This is a genomic window from Caballeronia sp. ATUFL_F1_KS4A (genome assembly GCF_023630905.1).
Taxonomy (GTDB): domain Bacteria; phylum Pseudomonadota; class Gammaproteobacteria; order Burkholderiales; family Burkholderiaceae; genus Caballeronia; species Caballeronia zhejiangensis.
The window spans coordinates 240,352-260,442 of the sequence record NZ_JALQEB010000030.1 but is presented as its reverse complement, the minus strand read 5'-3'; the positions used below and the strand labels follow the sequence as shown (position 1 = coordinate 260,442).

The window sequence follows — 20,091 nt, the reverse complement described above, 5'->3', positions numbered from 1 at the left end:
ATGCCGACAATTGCCCCTCAGCGAGCATATACGAGACATAAACGCCGTCAATACGTTTTTTCCAGTGGTTTTCACGCGGGATGTTTCTGTCGCGCCACGAGAAGGTTGCGCAATTCATCGATAATGTCGGCTCTTACCGCCGAAATGCTCACAGAGCCGATGCTCTCCAACCTGCTCGTTCAACTCGTCAACGGCCTCGCCGATGCTTCTGCGCTCTTTCTCGTCGCTTCGGGACTGTCGCTGATCTTCGGCGTCACGCGCATCGTCAACTTCGCGCACGGCTCGCTCTATATGCTCGGCGTGTATGTCGCGTACAGCCTGACGAGCCGCTTCGGCGAAAGCGTCGCGGGGTTCTGGGCGTCGATCGCGGGCGCCGCGCTATTGGTCGGCGCGATCGGCGCAGTAATAGAAGTGAGCGTGCTGAGGCGCATCTATCGCGCGCCGGAGTTGTTTCATCTGCTTGCCACGTTCGCGCTCGTGCTCATCATTCGCGATGCGGCGCTGTGGCTTTGGGGACCGGAAGATCTGTTCGGCCCGCGCGCACCGCATCTCGAAGGCGCGGTGCAGCTGCTCGGTCATGCGTTGCCCACCTATGATCTCGCGCTGATCGTCATCGGCCCGCTTGTGCTGTTCATGCTCTGGTATGCGCTCGCGCGCACGCGCTGGGGCACGCTCGTGCGCGCGGCGAGCGCGGATCGCGAGATGCTCGGCGCGCTCGGCGTCAATCAGGCGTGGCTCTTTACCGGCGTGTTCTTCGTCGGCGCGATGCTTGCGGGACTCGGCGGCGCGCTGCAGGTGCCGCGCATGTCGGCGAATCTTTCGCTCGATATGGAGACCATCGGCAATGCGTTCGTCGTCGTCGTGGTCGGCGGCATGGGCTCGATTCCGGGCGCGTTCGTCGCGGCGCTATTGATCGCCGAAATCAAGGCGATGTGCATCGGCATCGGGAACATAACGATCATGGGCGTCGGCTTCTCGCTGTCGAAGTTCACGCTCGTCGCCGAGTTCGTCGTAATGGCGGTCGTGCTCGTGCTGCGTCCGTGGGGACTCTTCGGCCGTCCGCAGACGATCGCACGTTCCGCCGCGCCCGCCGACCGGCCTTTGCTACCCGCCACGCGAAACATGAGGATCGCGGCGTTCATCGCCGTGATCGCGCTTGCGCTCGCGCCGCTCGCCGCCGATGCGTTTCCGTACATGCCCGTGCTGTTCGTCGAGATCATGATCGCGGTGCTGTTCGCCGCGAGCCTGCACTTCATCATGGGACCGGGCGGCATGCACTCGTTCGGTCATGCGGCGTACTTCGGCCTCGGCGCATACGGCGCGGCGCTGTTTCTCAAGGTATTCGCGTTACCAATGGAAGCCGCGCTCGTGCTCGGGCCGCTGATTGCGGGCATCGGCGCGATCGTGTTCGGCTGGTTTTGCGTGCGCTTATCGGGCGTGTATCTCGCGATGCTCACGCTCGCGTTCGCGCAGATCGTCTGGTCCGTCGTCTTTCAATGGGATGCCGTGACGGGCGGCAGCAACGGCATATTGGGCATCTGGCCGTCGCCGTGGCTATCGTCTCCCGTCGCGTTCTACTACCTCACGCTCTTCTTCGCCGTCATCGGCGTATGGCTTTTGCGGCGCATGCTTTTCTCGCCGCTCGGTCTCGCGATGCGCGCCGGTCGCGATTCGCCGTTGCGCGCCGAAGCGATCGGCGTGAACGTCGCGCGCGTGCAGTGGGCCGCGTTCATCGTCGCGGCGCTCGTGTGCGGGCTCGCGGGTTCGCTCTATGCGTTCTCGAAGGGCAACATCTCGCCGGAAGCGATCAGCGTGGGCCGCTCCGTCGACGGCCTCGTGATGGTCCTGCTCGGCGGCATCCAGACGCTTGCCGGTCCGATCGTCGGCGCGAGCGTGTTCAACTGGCTGCAGGATGCCGTCGCGCGTCAGACCGACTACTGGCAAGCGCTGCTCGGCGCGGCGATCCTCGTGCTCGTCATCGCGTTTCCGCAAGGCATCGCGGGTTTCGTGCGCGAGCGCTTTTTCAGGGAGGCGCAATGAGCCTGCTATCCGTCGCGCATCTCTCGAAGTCGTTCGACGGTGTGCACGCCGTCGACGACGTTTCATTCGATCTCGAAGCCGGTCAATTGCTCGCGCTCATCGGTCCGAACGGTGCGGGCAAATCGACGTGCTTCAACATGATCAACGGTCAGCTCAAGCCGACTTCCGGCGCGATCCGCTTCGACGGTCACGATATCGCGGGTATGCGTCCGCGCGATATCTGGCGGCGTGGCGTCGCGCGCACGTTTCAGATCGCCGCGACCTTCAATTCGATGACCGTACTCGAAAACGTGCAGATGGCATTGCTTTCGCGCGAGCGGCGCATCTACAGGCTGTTCGGGCGCGTCGAATCGTGGAGGGAAGACGAAGCGATGGCGTTGCTCGATCTCGTCGGCATGGCGATGCATGCGCGCCGCAGTTGCGCGGTGCTCGCATACGGCGACGTGAAGCGCGTCGAGCTTGCTATCGCGCTTGCAAATCATCCGAAGCTCTTGTTGATGGACGAACCGACCGCTGGCATGGCGCCACAGGAACGCAATGAATTGATGACGCTCACCGCGCGTCTCGCGAAAGAGCGCAACATCGGCGTGCTGTTCACGGAGCACAGCATGGACGTGGTCTTTTCACATGCGGATAAGCTGATCGTGCTCGCGCGCGGACGTCTCATCGCACAAGGCGATGCGGAAGCGATCCGCAACGATGCCCGCGTGCGCGAGGTCTATCTCGGCACGGGCGCATCGTATGCGCCGCGTGCGGCGTTGAATGCGGGGGCATCGTCATGACGCTGCTCAAAGTCGATGCGTTGAATGCGTTCCATGGCCGCGCGCAAATACTGTTCGATGTCGGCTTCGAAGTCGGACGAGGCGAAGTGGTCGCGCTGATGGGCCGCAACGGCGCGGGCAAGTCCACGACGATGAAAGCCGTCATGGGTCTTCTGCCGCGCATATCGGGCGCGGTGTCGTTCATGGGCGAAGACATCGCGGGCATGGCGCCGCATCGCATCGCGCGCAAGGGGCTGGGTTACGTGCCCGAAGATCGCCGCGTGTTCGGCGATCTCACGGTGATGGAGAACCTCGACACGGGCCGGCAGCCGCCGCGCGAAGATGCGCCATCGTGGACGCCCGAAAAGCTCTTTCGCGTGTTCCCGAATCTCGGCGAAATGCGCAATCGCCGCGCGAGCCGCATGAGCGGCGGCGAGCAGCAGATGTTGACCGTATCGCGCACACTGATGGGCAATCCGCGCCTCGTGTTGCTCGATGAGCCATCGGAAGGTGTCGCGCCTGTCATCGTCGAACAAATGGCCGATATGATTCTCGAACTGAAGCGCGAAGGGCTCGCCATACTGCTGTCGGAACAGAATCTGCATTTCGCGGAACTCGTCAGCGATCGCGTTTATGTGCTGGAAAAAGGGCAGATTCGCCATGAAGGCCCGATGCACGCATTCGCGAGCGACGATGCCGCGCGCCGCGAGTTGCTCGGTGTTTAAACGATCATTCAAACGGAGAGGAGAAGATTCAATGGCGCCAATGCGCTTCACTATCGCGGCCATCGCAGCGGGCATGGCGTTCGCCGCGCACGCCGACACCATCAAGATCGGCGAGATCAATAGCTATAAGGCGCAGCCCGCGTTTCTCATGCCGTACAAGAACGGCTGGAATCTCGCGCTCGACGAGATCAACGCGGCGGGCGGCATCAACGGCAACAAGCTCGAAGTCGTCTCGCGCGACGACAACGGCAATCCCGGCGATACGGTGCGCGTCGCGCAAGAGCTCGTCGCGCGCGAGCAGGTGAAATTGCTGTTCGGCGGTTATCTGTCGAATACGGGTCTCGCGCTCGCGGACTTCGCCAAGCAACGGCGCATCTTCTTCCTCGCAGCCGAGCCGCTCACCGACAAGATCGTCTGGCAGGACGGCAACAAGTACACATATCGGCTGCGTCCTTCGACTTACATGCAGGTCGCGATGCTCGTGCCCGAAGCCGCGAAACTCGGCAAGAAGCGCTGGGCGCTCGTCTATCCGAACTACGAGTACGGGCAATCGGCGGTGGCCACGTTCAAGCGCTTGCTGAAGGCCGCGCAGCCGGATGTCGAGTTCGTCGCGGAGCAGGCGACGCCGCTCGGCAACATCGATGCCGGCGCGGTCACGCAAGCGCTCGCCGATGCAAAGCCCGACGGCATCTTCAACGTGCTCTTCAGCGCGGACCTCGGCAAGTTCGTGCGTGAAGGCAATACGCGCGGCCTGTTCAAGAATCGCGCGGTCGTATCGCTTTTGACGGGCGAGCCGGATTATCTCGATCCGCTCGGCAAGGAAGCGCCGGTCGGCTGGATCGTGACGGGTTATCCGTGGTATTCGATCGATACGCCGGCGAACAAGAAGTTCGTCGCCGCTTACGAGGCGAAGTATCACGACTATCCGCGCCTCGGATCGGTCGTCGGCTATACGGCGATGATGTCGATTGCGAACGGCCTGAAGAAAGCGGGCTCGCCCGACGCCGACAAGCTCGCGGCCGCATTCAAGGGCTTGCCTGTCGATACGCCGTTCGGTCCGATCACGTATCGCAAGGAGGACAATCAATCGACGATGGGCGCGTATGTCGGCGTAACCGGGCTGAAAGACGGCAAGGGCGTGATGACGTCCTTCCGTTATGTCGATGGCGCGAGCGTGCAGCCATCGGACGATGAAGTGAAGAAGCTGCGTCCGGCTGACTGAAGCGTCAATCCTTCGGAAAGGGCTTGCTGACGAATTTCGAACCGGCAAGCCCGAAACGCCACGGCACGTCCATCGCCTTGCTGATGCCGATGCGCGGTCCTTGAACGATCGCGCATTCTTCCTCGGGCGGCTCGATATGAAACGGCGCTTCGAGCAGCGACATGCCATTGTTCTTGTGCGTGATGCCGAGCGCCTGCGCGACGCGGCCCGGTCCCGAGCACAGCAGTTTGATCGGCGCAAGGCCGCGCCGCTCGCGCATTTCATCGATGCCGACGAGCGGTTCGATCGCGCGAATCAGCACGCCCGCGCCATGGCCGGCTTCGCGGCACACGAAATTCATGCACCAGTGAATGCCATAAGAGCGATAGACATAGACATGCGCGGGCGGCCCGAACATGGCTGCATTGCGCGGCGTCGGACCGGAGAAGCTATGCGAGGCCGGATCTTCGCGGTCGTACGCTTCCGTTTCGACGATGCGGCCGCCGATACCGTCGACGGTCACGATCGCGCCGATCAGGCGTTGCGCGACGATCTCGGACGGCGCGTAGAAATCGATGGGTTTGGGCTTCGTGTTCACAAGCGGTATTCTAGCCGCGCCCCGTAGCAGATCCTCAAGCTCAGGAGACGCCGAATGAAGACTTCGTGGTTTCTCAGGTTCTCGAATGCGCTCGCGCAATTAGCGGGCCGCGCATCGACCTTCGTCATCGCCGTGGTGCTCGTGATCGTCTGGGCCGTCTCGGGACCGCTCTTTCACTTCAGCGATACATGGCAGCTCGTCATCAATACGTCGACGACGATCGTCACTTTCCTGATGGTGTTCTTGATCCAGAACACGCAGAACCGCGACACCGCAGCGATGCAGATCAAGCTCGACGAACTGATTCGCGCAATCGACAAGGCGCATAACGCGCTGCTCGATCTCGAAGAGCTCGATGAAAGGGAACTCACGGTTTTTCGCAAGCGTTATGAAAAGCTCGCGCAAGAAGCGCGCGATAATTTCCGCTCGGCAAGCAGCGATATCGACATGCCTTCTTTTCCACAAGACGAGAAGCGCGATGGATAAAGCTTGCATGGAAAGGCATGAAAGAGCGGCCCTGGATAATAATCTTGCGAGTTGCGCAAACTGCGTGACAAAAGCAGGTAATAAAAGGTAATCTTTCGGTTTCGCGGCGGCGCGCTCAGCGCTGCGCCGCGCGCCTGGCTCCGGAATCGCTCAGGTTTTGTCGAGCCGTTTCTTACGAGCGCATTTCGCCAGACATCAGTAAGCGGTTTCTCTAAAGTTTGCGGGATCTGCTTAAAACGATAGGGCGCCCGTCTTGTCGATTGGTTAAAAATAAAAAAAGAAAAAATCCACTCTCTAAAGTATTTCGGATTGTTGCCGACAAAGGGCGCGCGCATCGTTTTTCTAAACCTCGGAAAGAGGCCATTTCAGGCTTTAATTCGCGAAGTTATTCCTTCCCAAAATGGCTAGGATGGGTCCTGCCCGGTATTCCTTTTGCCGGGTCCACACCTACCTAAACCCTTGAAGGAAAGAAAAATGCGCAAACTGATGAAGGCATTCGTGCGCGACGAGCGCGGCGTCAGCGCGATGGAGTATGCAGTCCTGGCCGGCATCGTCGTGCTGGCGCTCGGCGCGATGGCGAGCACGTTCAGCACCAGTGTCGGAACGATGTTCTCGACCCTGTTCGACAAGGTCACGACGGCACAAAGCAGCGCGAACTAACAAGCGCCGGCCCACACAACAACGAGACCAACGTGCAGCTCTTGTCTCTTGCCATCCGCCTGATCGTGCTCTGCGTGCTGCTCTGGCTCGCGGTCATCGACGTGCGCTCCCGACGCCTGCCGACCAAAATCGTGCTGGTCGTCGGGGCGCTCTTCTTTGCCGACGCGCTGGCGCGCCGCATGCCGGTCGACGATGTCATCGTGCATCTGCTGCTCGCGATTGGCGTATTCCTGGTCTGCGCCGTGCTGTTCGCGGCGAAAATGCTGGGCGGAGGCGATGCGAAACTCGCCTCCGTGATTTTTCTCTGGGCCGGACTCGCTTTGTCCTTGCCCGCCTTAACCCTGATTTCCGTAATCGGGACCGTCGTGTCCCTCATCAGCCTCGCGACGCGCCACATGGACCCCGTGCAACGGTTCATGCCCATGAAAGCGCTCGCGATGTTCTCCGGCGCGCGCGGCGTTCCGTACGGCGTGGCCCTCGCGCTCGGCGGCGGTCTCGTGATCGTGCTGCCGGCGCTCATGCCTTTCTTTGCGATCCGATAGGACGGCGCGCTCATGTCCAACATCATCAAGTTCGCCATGCTTCTGATCGGCGCGCTGCTCATCGCGCTCATCGTGCGCGTCGTGGTCGCGAGCGCTTCGCGCCCGCCCAATCAGCCCGTGACGACCGAGAAGGTGCAGGTGAGCGCCGCCGATCTGCCCCAAGGCCTGCTTCTGCGCGACGAAGACCTCGCGTGGAAGGCGATGCCCGCCAACCAGATTCCGCCCAACGCGATCATTTCGGGCGCGCAGAACGCGCCCGACCTCAAGGGCGCGCTGCTGCGCCATCCGGCCGCGAGCGGCGCGGTGCTGACCGCGGCCGATGTTTTTTTGCCGAACGCACCCGGCTTTCTCGCCGCGACGCTCAAGCCCGACATGCGCGCCGTGTCCGTCGCGGTCGATGACGTCTCCGGCAACGCAGGTCTGATTCAGCCGGGCGATTACGTCGATCTGTTGCTGACGCAGCAAATGGAGCGCCGCACCGATTCGCCGGACATGGCCGTATCGAGCGAAACCGTGGTCGAGCACGTACGCGTGCTGGCCGTCGGCTCGGAGATCAAGCGGCCCAAGAACAACGGCGACAGCAGCGAGCCCATCGCGCGCGCCCGCACCGTGACGCTCGAAGTGACGCCGCGCATGGGTGAGGTCGTCGCCGTGGCGGCGCGCCTCGGTTCCCTTTCGCTCGCGCTGCGCAGCTTCGCGACCGACAAGCGCGATCCGAACGCATCGGCGACTGCGGCGGCGCCTGCATCGTCCGCGCAGCACGCGCCGATCTGGGCCGGCGACATCTCGCGCGCCGTGCGGGATCTGCCGCGCTCGCGCCAGACGCAGGTCAGCGCGCCGGTTCGCGTGGCGGCGCCCGCGCGTCCGGTCACGATCTATCGCGGATCGGAGAAGGGCGAAGCCGGTGCGACGGTCGCGCAGGTCGGCGGATCGTCGGACGCCGCGCCGCCGATTCCGAGCGTGCCGGCCCGATGAGCATCGTCCGCCGCGGCCGAACGCGGCGCCGATACGGAGCAGCAGCATCAAGTCACGGCAGCACAGTGCCAGGATCGAATCTCATGAGAACGCAGTTGGACTTCAGCAGCATCGAAAGACGGAGCGCGCGAACCGTGCGGAACGCACGAATCGCGCTCGCGTGCGCCGGCGCGCTGCTGGCGGGGTCCGTAGCGGCGGCGCAGCCGGTCATGTCCACGAAGCCGGGCGATGACGCGGCGCCCGCCATGCAGCTCGCGCAGCAGACTCGCGTGCGCGCCGGGGCGCCTGCGCGGACCGCGCTCGCCGCGCCGGCGGACGCCGCCGTCACGCTCGGCCCGCTTACGCTCGACGCGGGCAAGGGCACGATGCTGCGCCTGCCCGAGGATGCGACTTCGGTGTTCGTGGCCGACCCGTCGATCGCGGACGTGCATGTGCCTTCGCCCAAGACCGTGTTCGTGCTCGGCAAGAAGAACGGCACGACGACCTTGTATGTGCTCGGGCCGGGCAACAAGACGCTGCTTCAGCGCACCGTGGTCGTCGCGCGCGACATGCTCTCGGTGCGCAACATGCTCGCCGCGCGCTTTCCGAACCTGAACCTGCAGACGAGCTCGGGCCAGGGCTCGCTGCTCGTCTCCGGCCAGGTGCCGACTTCCAGCGATGCCGATGCGATCGTGCAGGCGCTGACGCCGTTTCTCGCCGACAAGGAAGTGCTCATCAACCGCCTGACGGTGGACCGTCCGCTGCAGGTGCAGTTGCGCGTGCGCATCACGGAAGTGGACCGCAACGTGACGCAGCAGCTCGGCATCAACTGGCAGGCGCTCGGCAATTCGGGCAACTGGCTCGGCGGGCTCTTCGCGGGCCGCGCGATCCAGAATCTGAGCCAGCCGATCGTCGGTTCGAACGGCGGCGTCGTGTATCCGATCAACCTGCCGTCCAACAACGCGTTCTCCGTTCTCGCGGGCTTCAAGGCGGGCAATACGGACATTCGCGCGCTCATCGACGCACTGAATCAGGAAGGCCTGCTCACCGTGCTCGCCGAGCCGAATCTCGTCGCGATGTCCGGCCAGACGGCGAGCTTCCTCGCGGGCGGCGAGTTTCCGATTCCCGTCTCGCAGACCAACGGCGCGATCTCGGTCGAATTCAAGCAGTTCGGCGTCAAGCTCGACTTCACGCCGACCGTGCTCAACGAACGCCGCATCAGCCTGAAGGTGCGCCCGGAAGTGAGCCAGATCGATTCGACCGCGAGCGTGACGACCGGCGGCGTGACCGTGCCGGGCCTCTCGGTGCGCCGCGCCGATACGACCGTCGAGCTGGCGAGCGGCCAGAGCTTCGCGATCGGCGGGCTGTTGCAGAGCAATACCACCGACATCGTTTCGCAGATTCCCGGCATCGGCTCGATTCCGGTGCTCGGCAAGCTGTTCTCGTCGTCGAATTACCAGAACAACAAGACCGAGCTGGTCATCATGGTGACGCCGTATCTCGTCGAGCCGACCGATCCCGCGAAGCTGCGTTCGCCGCTCGATTCGCTGATCTCGCCTTCGAGCGACGTCGAATACAGCTTCCAGCGCAAGGCGGGCGCGCAGCCGTCCGCATCCGAACCGCGTCTCGTCGGCGCGGCGGGCTACGTCTACTGAGCGCCCAGCCATGAAACTCGCACTTCGCCCGACCCGCGTCTCGACCCTCGCCGTGCTGCTCGCGCTCGCGTGCGGCCTGTCCGGGTGTTTCCACCCGCCGCGCAACATGCCCAACGAATCGGTGATCGGCTATGACGGCACCGGCGCCGTGCCGCCCGATTGCGCGGCGCTCTCGCGCCCGCCCGTTCTCTCCGATGCCGGCAGGCAGCGCCCGTCGATGCAATGGGGCTGCGCGACCTACACGAATCTCGCGGCGCAGCTCGCGCATCCGGCCGATATCGTCGCGCCGCAGCCGCTCGGCCCCGCCGACGGCGCGACCGCCGCCAGCGCGATGCGCCGCTACGAAACCGGCCACGTCCTCCAGCTCGACAAGTCGTCGACGCGCGATTCGAACTAGCGCCTTCACGGACCGAGAACATGAGCACCACCGAGATCAGCTTCTTCAAAGGCAAGCAGGGCGTCCGGATCGCCGACTTCATCGCGTTCGTGGCGGACCGCAAGACCGAGCAGGTCCTGAAGAGCTTCGTGCTCGAACAGGCGATGCCGCACGTTCACATCGCCGTCGGCAACGTGGACGACGCCATCGCGCATCTGTCGAAGATCGAGCGATCGCCGCTCTTTCTGCTCGTCGATCTGGAAGGATCGGTGATGCCGCTCTCCGACCTCGGCCGTCTCGCGGAAGTGTGCGAGCCCTCGGTGCAGGTGGTCGCGATCGGGGAGCGCAACGACGTCGGCCTGTTCCGCAGCCTGCTCAAGATCGGCGTGCGCGACTATCTCGTCAAGCCGCTGACGGTCGAGCTGCTCAAGCGCACCGTCAACGTCTCCGAGGGCAAGGTGAGCCCGGTGACGCTCGCGCGCGCCGGCAAGACCATCGCGTTCGCGGGCGCGCGCGGCGGCGTCGGCGTGACGACGCTCGCGCTCAATCTCGCGCGTTATCTCGCCGAGGACACGCATCGCCGCGTGGCGTACGTGGACCTGAAGATGTGCGGCGGCGCCGCCAACAGCATGCTCGGCACGCAGAGCAACAACGGCCTCGTCGACGTGCTGCAGAACGTGCATCGTCTCGATCCGCAATATGTCGAACGCACGCTGGTCTCGAACGGCAGCCGCCTCTTCATCCTGTCGGCGGATATCGACTACGGCACGACGAAGCAGTTCGAGCCGGGCGCGCTGCGCCGCGTCGTCGAGCTTCTGTGCGACAGCTTCCACTACGTGATTCTCGATATCGGCGATCCGAACGGCCCGCTCGCTGCCGAAGCCTTCGATCACGCGTCGCGCGTGTATCTCGTCGCGGACCGCTCGGTGCATGCGACGCGCGAGACGATCCGCATGCTGCGCTACATCGAGGATCGCGACAACAATCCGCCGACTTCCGTGGTGCTCAACAATCCGAACGCGGCGGCCGCAGGGAAGGTGCAGCAAACGGATTTCATGACGGCGATCGGCCGCACCGTGCTGCACGAAGTGCAGTTCGAGCCGAAAGCGCTCGCGACCGCCGAGAACCTTGGCGAAGCGCCGGTCGAGCGCGCGCAGAACGGCTTCACGCAGACTATCGCGCGCATCGCCAATGACCTCACCGGCCAGCACGCGACGGTCGAGCGCTCGTTCCTGAGCAAGTTCAAGCTCCGGAGGGCGTGATGTTCGGGCAAAAGCAGGTGCGCGCGGAGCCGCCGTCCGATTCCCGCGACGGCGCGAACGGACAGCCGCAAGGTGAGGCGCCGCCGCTTTCGCTCGTCGAGAAGCAGGCCGCCGCGCCCGCGCCTGCGCCCGTGCGCTCGCAGCAGCCGGACGGCAACGAAGCGCTCGTGCGCTCCGATCTCTTCAAGACGATCCGCGCGGGCGTCTTCGCGGCGATGAATCCGTCGGCGGCCGTCGGCAAGACGCGCGAGCAGATGAAGCCTGCGGTCGAAACGCTGGTGCTCGATGTCGCGGAGCGCGAGCGCCTGAACGTCACGATCGCGGAGCAGGTGCAGATCGTCGGCGAGCTGCTGAACGACATGTTCGGTCTCGGCCCGATCGAACCCTTGCTCGCCGATGAAACCATCACCGACGTGCTCGTCAACGGTCCCGATCAGGTCTGGGTCGAGCGGCACGGCCGGCTCGAACTGACCAACTGCAAGTTCCGCGACAACGCGCACGTCGTCAACGTCGCGCAGCGCATCGCGGCGGGCGTCGGACGTCGTGTCGACGAAAGCAGTCCGATGGTCGATGCGCGTCTCGCCGACGGCAGCCGGGTAAACGTCGTGCTGCCGCCGCTCGCGATCCACGGCGCGTCGATCTCCATCCGCAAGTTCTCGAAGCGCAACATCACGCTGCATCGCATGGCGACGCAGGGCAACCTGTCCGCGCAAATGGCGACCGTGCTCAAGCTCGCGAGCACATGCCGCCTCAACATCATCGTGTCGGGCGGCACCGGGTCGGGCAAGACGACGCTGCTCAACGCGCTGTCTCATTTCATCGGCCACGGCGAGCGCACGGTGACGATCGAGGATGCGGCCGAACTGCAACTCGTGCAGCCGCACGTCGTGAGTCTGGAGACGCGGCCGGAGAATGCCGAAGGTCTCGGCGCCGTGACGCAGCGCGATCTCGTGCGCAATGCGCTGCGGATGCGCCCGGACCGCATCATCCTCGGCGAAACGCGCGGCCCCGAAGCGTTCGACGTGCTGCAGGCGATGAACACCGGCCACGACGGTTCGATGACCACGATCCACGCGAACACGCCGCGCGACGGCATCACGCGTCTCGAATCGATGGTGATGATGGCGAACGGCAACCTGCCGCTCTTGTCGATCCGCCGGCAGATTGCGAGCGCCGTGCATTTCATCGTGCAGATCGAGCGCATGCGCGACGGCATGCGGCGCGTGACGCGCATCACCGAGCTCGTCGGCATGGAAGGCGACGTCATCATCACGCAGGATCTGTTCACGTTCCGCTACGACGCGAGCGCCTACAGCGAAGAAGTGAAGGGCGTCTTCGAAACCTCCGCCGTGCGTCCGGCCTTCGCGCAGCGCGCCGCGTACTACGGCCTCGAAGATGCGCTTCTGGAAGCGATGAAGCCATGAACCTCGTCAATCTCATCACCGTCGCTTCGTTCGTCTGCGTGATGCTGCTCGGCGTGATGGTCGTCATCGTGCAGGACATGCGCAACAATCAGCCGCCGTCGCGCATCCGCCAACGCATGCAGACATCGTTCGCCGGGCGCGGCGCGAACGTGGCGAAGGCCAGCAAGCACGATCTCGACATCTTCCACGTCAATCGCCACGAGAACGCTTTCACGCGCTGGACCGGGCCGCGCCTCGCGCGCCTGCGCACGGTCGCGGGCGCGAACGGCCTTCGTATCGTGATCGTCGCGACGCTCGCGGGCGAGCTCGTCGCCGTCATCGTCAACCGTTTCGCGCCGATGCCGGATTTTCTGCCGCCGCTCGTGTCGATCGGCCTGCCGGCGCTCGCGCTGACGCAGTCGTACCGCTTTCTCGTCGAGCGTTTTCGCAAGCGCTTTCTCGACGGCTTCCCCGATGTCATCGACATGATCGTGCGCGCGGTGCGTGCGGGCGTGCCCGTGACGCAGGTGATCGGCAGCGCGGCGAGCGAATGCCGCGAGCCGCTCAAGAGCGAGTTCCAATTGATGGCCGACTCGCTGCAGGTCGGCCTCGAGCTGGAAGAAGTGCTCGCGGTGGCGATGCGGCGCATCGAGATCGCGGATTTTTCGTTCTTCTGCGTATGTCTGCTGCTGCAGCGCGAAACCGGCGGCCAGCTCGGCGAGACATTGGAAAACCTGTCGGGCATCGTTCGCACGCGCCGCGAGATTCGCCAGAAAACCAAGGCGCTGACGGGCGAGGCGCGCATCACGACGAAGATTCTCGCGGCGATTCCGGTTGTCATCATGGGATCGATGTATGCGCTCAACCGCGACTATCTGATGGTGCTGTTCAACACCGATTCGGGTAACAACGTGCTCACGTTCGGCGTGATTTCCATCGTCGTGGGCCTGATCGTGATCGGCAAGATGTCGAAACTCGATACCTCGCGATGAACCAGAACCAGTTCGAAACGCTCATCAATCTGCTGATGCTGTTCGGCCTGTTCGCCGCGCTCGCCATCTGGTGGATGACCAAGCACGGCGGCACGCGCGGGCGCATCGCGGAGCGCGCGCGCATGGCCGCGGCCACGCACCGCTCGGACAACGTCGCGACGGACGACGACGGCGATACGATGACGCGCGGCGAGCGCGTGATGCGCCGGCTCGCGCGCATCGGCGACAAGATCCCGTTCTTCGATGCGAAATATCGGCTCAAGCTGCAGAAGGAAATGGTGCGCAGCGGCTATCGCAGCAACCTCGCGGTGTCGATCCTGCTCGCGGTGAAATTCTTCTGCGGGCTCGCCTGCGCGGCGGCCACCGTGATGCTCGGCTCGCGCATTCCGATGGTCGGCGCGTATCCGGCCGCACGCGGCATCGCGATGCTGATGGTGTTCATCGTCGGCATGATCCTGCCGGAGTACGTGGTCGCGTTCCGGGCGTCGCGCCGCCGCAAGATGATGGCCGGCTGCCTGCCCGATGCGCTCGATCTGCTCGTCATTTGCACGAACGCGGGCAACAGCCTGGGCGTGTCGATCCGGCGCGTGGCCAACGAGCTGAAGACGATCTGCCCGCCGCTCTCCGACGAATTCGCGCTCGCCGCCGACGAGCTCAAGCTATCCGGCGACAGCGCGCGCGCGCTCAACAATCTCGCCGAGCGCATCGATCTGCCGTCGATTCGCGCGCTCATCTCGACGCTCACGCAGTCGATGCGCTACGGCACGCCCATCACGCAGGCGCTGCGCACGCTGTCGCGCACCGAGCGTCTCGCGCATATCGTCTCGCTCGAAGAGAAGGCCGCGAAGCTCGCGCCGAAGATGGTCGTGCCGATGATGCTGTTCATTCTGCCCGCCATCATCTCGATCGCGGCGGGCCCTGCCGTCATTCAGTTGCTTGCGTTCATCGCGGGAAATAAATGAAGCCATCCATCCAACGCACCGCGCGTATCGCGGCACTCGCCTCCATGCTCGCACTCATGCTGGCCGCCACCGGCTGCACGACCACCGTGCGCCAGGTGACCGAAACGCGCCCCGTGCTGCGCAACTCCGCGCCGAGCACGATGAGCGAACTGCGCATCGCCGACACGGCGCTCGAATCGAACAACTTCGAGCTCGCGACTTCGCTGTACGAAAAGATCGTGCAGGCCGATCCGAAGTCCGTGCCCGGCCTGACGGGTCTCGGCAACACGCTGTACGGCGTCGGCGATTTCACGCGCGCGGGCGTCTACTATCAGCGCGCGAGCCAGATCGATCCGAAGGCGACGCCGCCGCTCATCGGCATCGCGCGCGTGGCGATTCATCAACGACGTTTCGCCGACGCCATCGCGACGTATCATCGCGTGCTCGCGATCACGCCGAACGATCCGCTCGCCTGCGCGGGCCTCGGCGCGGCGCTCGATCTCTCCGGCGATCACGCGCACGCGCAAGCGCTGCTGCGCGAAGCGCTGATCGCGAATCCGGGCGATCCGATGCTGTCGCTGAATCTCGGTCTTTCGCTCACGCTGTCGGGCGATCCGCGTCAGGGCGCGAACGTGCTGCTCGACGTGACGCGCTTTCCCGCCGCGCCGCCGCAAGCGCGCCAGAATCTCGCGCTCGCGTACGGCCTGCTCGGCAACGATGAAGCCGCCGCCGCGATCCTGTCGCGCGATCTGCCGAAGGCGTCGGTGCGCGACAACCTGCGTTACTACGAACTGCAGCGCGAGCGCGACGGACAGACGAGCGCGCAGCCGTCGAAGAGCGTCGCCGTCTCCGCGATCGCGACGCCCAAGGTCCAGACGGCGAGCGTGAAATGATCTTGCGCGCGCGGTCGCTCGGAAACCGCCGCTTCTGGAAGCGCATCGCGCGCGACGAGCGCGGCGTATCGGCGATCGAGTTCGCGATCGTCGCGCCGGTGCTGTTCATCCTGATTCTCGGCACGGTCGAAGTCGCGCTCGACATGATCGTCGACGCCTCCGTGCAATACGCGGCGCAGCAGGCCTCGCGCGCGGGGCTCACGACGACCGATCCGTCGAGCGGCACGCGCAGCCAGGAGGCGGCGCGCATCGTCAACAACATTCTCGGCGGCTGGAAGAACATCAACGGCACCGTCGATATCAAGACCTACGCGTACGACTCGTACAACGATATTTCCGCAGGCAACTACGAGGACACGATGGGCGGCTTCGGCGATGTCGTGCTCTACCAGATCACGGTGACGATGCCGACCTTCTCGGGCATTCCGAAGCTCTTCGGCATCAACTCGATGACCTTCCAACGCAACTATCTCGTGCAGAACGAAAAATGAAGCCCGTCAGCGCAACGATGCGATCCCTGTTCGCGGCGGCCGTCACGCGACGCGCGCGCTCGGTGTCGAAACGGCTCATGCGCTCGGAGCGCGGCGCCGTGACGATCGAATTCGTGATCGTCGTGCCCGTGATGCTGCTGATCCTGCTCGGCTTCACCGAGCTGTATCTGTACATGCGCGCCGTGAGTCTCGTCGAGCATACGGCGTTCACGCTCGCGGATTCGATCGGCCAGATGAGCAACGTCATCGACGACACGTCGGACAAGAACAACGCGACCAACGCGAACAGCCTCACGTCGATCTGGGCGGCGGCGGTCACGCTCGCGCAGCCGAACACGCTCGACAGCAAGGGCGGCGTCATCATCACGGCGATCTGCGACCAGAATGTGAACTGCAATTGCACGCAGATGGGCGGAACGCTCGCGCAGACCAAGGGCACGCCGGCGATCATGTGGAGCGCGAAGCCGAAATGGCAGCCGACGGGCATGACGTCGAGCGTCACGGCGACGAAGGTCGTGCCGAGCAACTGGCCGTTCCGCTACGGCGATTCGGCGGTGGCGATCGAAGTCTTCTACCGTTACACGCCGTTCTCGATGACCGCGCCGTTCTGGCGCAGCGCACCGGGCGAGACGACGATCTACGAGCGCGTCTTCGTTCGTCCGCGCAACGGGCAGGTGCTGGCGCTCTCGAACCCATCCTCGACCTTGTCGACATCGCAATGCGAAAGCAGCACGGCCCTCTGAGCGCGCGCAGCGCGCGCAATCTGGTGTGCGGCGACGAGGGCGCCGTCACGATGATGTTCGCGATCTGCGCGAGCATGATGATCGGCTCGATGTGCATGGCCATCGACTCGATCCACTACGAAATGACGCAGGCGCGCATGCAGATGGCGCTCGACGTCGCGACGCTCTCCGCGGGCGCGGATCTCGCGCACTACGACACCACCAAGCCCGCCGATCTTGCCAACTGGAAGACCGACGCGCGCGCGTTCTACGACGTCAACATGCCGTCCGGCTATCTGGCGCTGAACATGCCCAACGCGAATTTCTCGGCGTCGGTGACGGGCGCGCCCGCGACGGGGCAGACCATCAAGCTCTCGGCATCCGGCTCGATGCCGCTGCTCGCGCCGGTCTTCTTCGGCAAGGCCAAGACGGACACGGGTTCCGACAGCGGCAACAACCAGACTAATCCCGACACGGCGACCGTCAGCGCGAGCAACGCAGCGCTGCGCCTGCCCAAGAGCACGCTCGAACTGGTGATGGTGCTCGACAATACCGGCTCGATGTCCGACTACGCGAACACCAAGGACTACACGGCGGGCACGAAGATCACGGGCTTGCGCGCGGCCGCGCAGAATCTCGTCACCAGCATCTTCCAGTCGTCCACGACCGATTCGTATGTCGGCCTCGTGCCGTTCACGACGATGGTCAACGTGAAGAATGCGTTGCAGCCCACCGGCAAGTGGATCACGCCGCTGTTCGACAACTACAACGCCCAGCATATGTCGATGACCGCCAGCAAGAACTGGAAGGGTTCGGGCTGGGGCGGCTGCGCGGTCGAGCCGCGCGACGCGGGCGGCAACCTGCGCGCGGAGGCCTACGAGCCGGCGTCGTCGCCGAACTTCAGGCCCTTCTTCTGGAACGTGCCGAAGAACAGCTTCTCGGTCTACACGTACACCAAATCGACGAAGAACAAGATCACCACCTGCACGATCAACAGCAATCCGACCGTCACGGTCGGCGCGCCGCTCACGTATCTCACGAGCGGCAGCGTGACGACTTCGTGCGGTACGACATACTCGGGCGCAACGCCGCCCGCGATTTACGACCAGTGGTACGTCAATTCGAGCAGCAATTCGACTTCGACCACGACCTACGATCAGAACGGCAATACCAACTACGGCACCAACGGTCCGTGCAACATCGCGCCTGCGCTCTTTCTCACGAAGAGCCAGAGCGATCTGACGACCGCCATCACCAACATGAAGGCGGCCGGCTCGACGCTGATCCCGACCGGTCTCCTGTGGGGCTGGCGCATGCTGAAGTCGTCGTGGTCGGACAATGTGGCGGGCGCGGGCAACGGCTTCATTTCGACCGACACGTCCTTGCCGCGCCCGGAGACGACGCAGGGCTTGCAGCGCGTGGTCATCGTGCTGACGGACGGCGAGAACGATCCGGGCGGATCGACGGGCTTCATGCCGCCGCAAGCATTCAACGGATTGTCGGGCGTGGGCCGCGCGGATCTGACGTCGAGCACGGTGTTCCCCAAAGGCCCCGGCTCGATGGGCTCCGTCGACGACATCAATACGTACCAGCTCGCGGTGTGCTCGGCGATGAAGCAGGACGGCATCATCATCTATTCGATTACGTTCGGCACTTACGGAACGGATACGGCCAGCGTGAGCGCGCAGACGACGATGCAGAACTGCGCGAGCCCCGGCAACTACTATCACGCGCCGAGCAACACGACGCTCAATCAGATCTTCCAGCAGATCGCGGGCAATCTCGGCGTGCTGCGTCTTACGCAGTAAGGTTTCGGGCGAGGCGGGCACGCACGTTGCTCGCTTCGTCAGGGCAAGTCCACTTCACCAAGGAGGTCCGACATGCCCGAAAAGAAAACTCTCGAGCGCGCGGCGAAAGCCAAACGCGAAGGCAAGTCCCCGAGCACGCAAGCCGGCGCATTCGTGAAGGAGCAGATCGATCACGTCCGCGAGGGCAAGCACGGCGCGAAATCGGCGAAGCAGGCCATCGCCATCGGTTTGTCCGAGGCGCGTCGCTCAGGCGTGAAGATGAAGCCGCCGAAGAAGGGCACGGCGTCCGAGGCGACACGCAAGAAGGCCGCGCAGGACACCAAGGCCGCGCATCGGACGAAGAAGAGCCCGAGCACGGAGTCGAAGGCGAAGCGCTCGGCAACGTCCACGCGCGTGCTCAAGCGCGAAAGCACCAAGGCCGCTTCGCACAAGTCGCTGTCGCGGCAGACGCATGCAGCCGCGAGCCGGCGCTCGGCGGCGGATCGCTCGGCAGCCGCGAAGAAGGGCTGGGCGACGCGCCGCAGGAACGCGGCCGCGAAGTCCAAAGGCTCGCATGCGCGTCACGCATCGCGTTGAGTCGGCAGCATCCGGGCGTACGACACGGCCATCGTCGCGAGTTCCTGCGCGGCGGGCGTTAGCGGCACGCCCGCGCGGCGCAGCAGGCAGACGGGCGTTCTCCCCGCACGTTCGGCGATCGGCACGATCTCGACGTGCTCGCGAAAGAACGGATGTCCGGCGAGGCTCGCGGGTTCGAGCCCGAGATAATCGCTCGACGCAAGGCAATGCAGCGTGTCGAAGACCGCTTCGGTCGTCGCGGCGATGCGCGGCGGCGCGAGCTTCGCGTGCTCGAAGAGCGCCGATAGCTTGTTGGCCGGCGCGCCGCCGCCGCGCTGGCGTGTGCTGACCCATTCGGCGTTCTGCAAGTCGGCCAGTGCGCGCGAACGTGCGAGCGGATGACCGCGCCGCGCGATCACCGCGACGTCGGAAGCGAAGAGCGGCGTCGTTTCCATGTCGTGGATGTCCGCGCCCGGTGCGATGAGCGCGAGCGCGAAATCGAGGCTGCCGTCGCGTACCCACGAAGTCAGCATCCGCGACGTCGCGCTCGTCAGATGCACATCGATGCGCGGACAGCGCTCCCGATAGCTCGCCAGCAGCGCGGGAAAAAGCCGCATCGTCGCTTCGGCCGCGAGTCCGAGCGCGACGCGACCCGTCAGTTCGCCGCGCAACTGGCGCATCTCGTCTTCCGTCTTGCGGCATTCCCCCAGAATCAAGTCGGCGCGTACACGCAAGCGCTCGCCGATCGGCGTGAGCCGCGCGCCGCGCACGTCGCGTTCGAAGAGCGGCCCGCCCGCGATCGCTTCGAGCTTCTGCAACTGCTGCGTGATGCCGCTTTGCGCAACGTCGAGCCGGCGCGCGGCGGCGCGCACGCTGCCCGCATCGGCGACGGCGACGAACATGCGCAACTGCGTGAGAGTCAGATCCACGTTCGGCGTCTCCGTCGGTGATCTCAAAAACTGAACATGATAAGCAAAACGCCTCTTTTTACGAGCGTTTTGGGCCCGTACCATCGGTGGCCATAAT

21 protein-coding genes are annotated in these 20,091 nt (G+C 64.4%); 19 read left to right on the top strand and 2 right to left on the bottom strand.

Annotation, left to right across the window (positions count from 1 at the left end):
- The first annotated feature begins 159 nt into the window (after window positions 1-159).
- From NCS03_RS18850 to NCS03_RS18835, 4 genes are read left to right on the top strand one after another with little or no spacing between them, the layout of a single operon-like run.
- Window positions 160-2,040, top strand: a complete 1,881-nt coding sequence (locus tag NCS03_RS18850) for an ABC transporter permease (RefSeq protein ID WP_250529569.1) — start codon at window positions 160-162, stop codon at window positions 2,038-2,040.
- Window positions 2,037-2,822, top strand: coding sequence for an ABC transporter ATP-binding protein (locus NCS03_RS18845; protein WP_250529568.1), 786 nt, complete (start codon window positions 2,037-2,039; stop codon window positions 2,820-2,822). Before NCS03_RS18850 ends, NCS03_RS18845 begins: the two co-directional genes overlap by 4 nt.
- Window positions 2,819-3,526, top strand: a complete 708-nt coding sequence (locus NCS03_RS18840; protein WP_249798690.1) for an ABC transporter ATP-binding protein — start codon at window positions 2,819-2,821, stop codon at window positions 3,524-3,526. The genes NCS03_RS18845 and NCS03_RS18840 overlap by 4 nt, the downstream gene beginning before the upstream one ends.
- Before the next feature lie 31 nt (window positions 3,527-3,557).
- Window positions 3,558-4,748, top strand: coding sequence for an ABC transporter substrate-binding protein (locus NCS03_RS18835; protein ID WP_008352910.1), 1,191 nt, complete (start codon window positions 3,558-3,560; stop codon window positions 4,746-4,748).
- Between the two features lie 4 nt (window positions 4,749-4,752).
- Here the strand turns inward: NCS03_RS18835 and NCS03_RS18830 are convergent, their stop codons facing one another.
- Window positions 4,753-5,325, bottom strand: coding sequence for a DNA-3-methyladenine glycosylase (locus NCS03_RS18830; RefSeq protein WP_008352911.1), 573 nt, complete (start codon window positions 5,323-5,325; stop codon window positions 4,753-4,755).
- A gap of 54 nt (window positions 5,326-5,379) precedes the next feature.
- On the opposite strand from NCS03_RS18830, the gene NCS03_RS18825 reads away from it, so the two are divergent.
- The 15 genes from NCS03_RS18825 (at window position 5,380) to NCS03_RS18755 (ending at window position 19,086) form a co-directional block, all read left to right on the top strand.
- Window positions 5,380-5,811: a low affinity iron permease family protein gene (locus NCS03_RS18825; protein ID WP_250458009.1), complete on the top strand. Its 432-nt coding sequence runs from the start codon at window positions 5,380-5,382 to the stop codon at window positions 5,809-5,811.
- A 474-nt stretch (window positions 5,812-6,285) separates the two neighbouring features.
- Window positions 6,286-6,471, top strand: a complete 186-nt coding sequence (locus NCS03_RS18820) for a Flp family type IVb pilin (RefSeq protein WP_175979510.1) — start codon at window positions 6,286-6,288, stop codon at window positions 6,469-6,471.
- Window positions 6,472-6,503: 32 nt separating this feature from the next.
- Window positions 6,504-7,013: an A24 family peptidase gene (locus NCS03_RS18815; RefSeq protein WP_008352914.1), complete on the top strand. Its 510-nt coding sequence runs from the start codon at window positions 6,504-6,506 to the stop codon at window positions 7,011-7,013.
- 12 nt (window positions 7,014-7,025) lie between these two features.
- Window positions 7,026-7,988, top strand: a complete 963-nt coding sequence (gene cpaB, locus NCS03_RS18810) for a Flp pilus assembly protein CpaB (protein ID WP_250503089.1) — start codon at window positions 7,026-7,028, stop codon at window positions 7,986-7,988.
- Window positions 7,989-8,233: 245 nt separating this feature from the next.
- The gene (locus NCS03_RS18805; RefSeq protein ID WP_409014183.1) at window positions 8,234-9,622 is read left to right on the top strand and encodes a type II and III secretion system protein family protein; all 1,389 of its coding nucleotides are present in this window, start codon (window positions 8,234-8,236) and stop codon (window positions 9,620-9,622) included.
- A 10-nt stretch (window positions 9,623-9,632) separates the two neighbouring features.
- On the top strand, window positions 9,633-10,019 hold the full coding sequence (locus NCS03_RS18800; RefSeq protein ID WP_175979509.1) for a CpaD family pilus assembly lipoprotein: 387 nt from the start codon (window positions 9,633-9,635) through the stop codon (window positions 10,017-10,019).
- Window positions 10,020-10,039: 20 nt separating this feature from the next.
- Window positions 10,040-11,260: a CpaE/TadZ family protein gene (locus NCS03_RS18795; RefSeq protein ID WP_008352922.1), complete on the top strand. Its 1,221-nt coding sequence runs from the start codon at window positions 10,040-10,042 to the stop codon at window positions 11,258-11,260.
- Window positions 11,260-12,684 (top strand): TadA family conjugal transfer-associated ATPase, encoded by a 1,425-nt coding sequence (locus NCS03_RS18790; protein ID WP_250529567.1) that lies wholly within the window; start codon window positions 11,260-11,262, stop codon window positions 12,682-12,684. The genes NCS03_RS18795 and NCS03_RS18790 overlap by 1 nt, the downstream gene beginning before the upstream one ends.
- Complete coding sequence (locus tag NCS03_RS18785) at window positions 12,681-13,655, top strand: type II secretion system F family protein (protein ID WP_250529566.1); 975 nt, start codon at window positions 12,681-12,683, stop codon at window positions 13,653-13,655. The genes NCS03_RS18790 and NCS03_RS18785 overlap by 4 nt, the downstream gene beginning before the upstream one ends.
- Window positions 13,652-14,617 (top strand): type II secretion system F family protein, encoded by a 966-nt coding sequence (locus NCS03_RS18780; protein WP_250529565.1) that lies wholly within the window; start codon window positions 13,652-13,654, stop codon window positions 14,615-14,617. The genes NCS03_RS18785 and NCS03_RS18780 overlap by 4 nt, the downstream gene beginning before the upstream one ends.
- Complete coding sequence (locus NCS03_RS18775; protein ID WP_250529564.1) at window positions 14,614-15,489, top strand: tetratricopeptide repeat protein; 876 nt, start codon at window positions 14,614-14,616, stop codon at window positions 15,487-15,489. Before NCS03_RS18780 ends, NCS03_RS18775 begins: the two co-directional genes overlap by 4 nt.
- On the top strand, window positions 15,486-15,980 hold the full coding sequence (locus NCS03_RS18770; protein WP_008352927.1) for a TadE/TadG family type IV pilus assembly protein: 495 nt from the start codon (window positions 15,486-15,488) through the stop codon (window positions 15,978-15,980). Before NCS03_RS18775 ends, NCS03_RS18770 begins: the two co-directional genes overlap by 4 nt.
- Window positions 15,977-16,723: a TadE/TadG family type IV pilus assembly protein gene (locus NCS03_RS18765; protein ID WP_239294390.1), complete on the top strand. Its 747-nt coding sequence runs from the start codon at window positions 15,977-15,979 to the stop codon at window positions 16,721-16,723. The genes NCS03_RS18770 and NCS03_RS18765 overlap by 4 nt, the downstream gene beginning before the upstream one ends.
- On the top strand, window positions 16,699-18,510 hold the full coding sequence (locus tag NCS03_RS18760) for a TadE/TadG family type IV pilus assembly protein (RefSeq protein WP_008352929.1): 1,812 nt from the start codon (window positions 16,699-16,701) through the stop codon (window positions 18,508-18,510). Before NCS03_RS18765 ends, NCS03_RS18760 begins: the two co-directional genes overlap by 25 nt.
- Window positions 18,511-18,582: 72 nt before the next feature.
- Entirely contained in the window at window positions 18,583-19,086 is a 504-nt protein-coding gene (locus tag NCS03_RS18755) for a DUF6496 domain-containing protein (protein WP_008352931.1), read from the top strand.
- Here NCS03_RS18755 and NCS03_RS18750 read toward each other — a convergent pair.
- Window positions 19,071-19,994 (bottom strand): LysR family transcriptional regulator, encoded by a 924-nt coding sequence (locus tag NCS03_RS18750; RefSeq protein WP_250529563.1) that lies wholly within the window; start codon window positions 19,992-19,994, stop codon window positions 19,071-19,073. The genes NCS03_RS18755 and NCS03_RS18750 overlap by 16 nt on opposite strands.
- Between the last annotated feature and the right edge of the window lie 97 nt (window positions 19,995-20,091).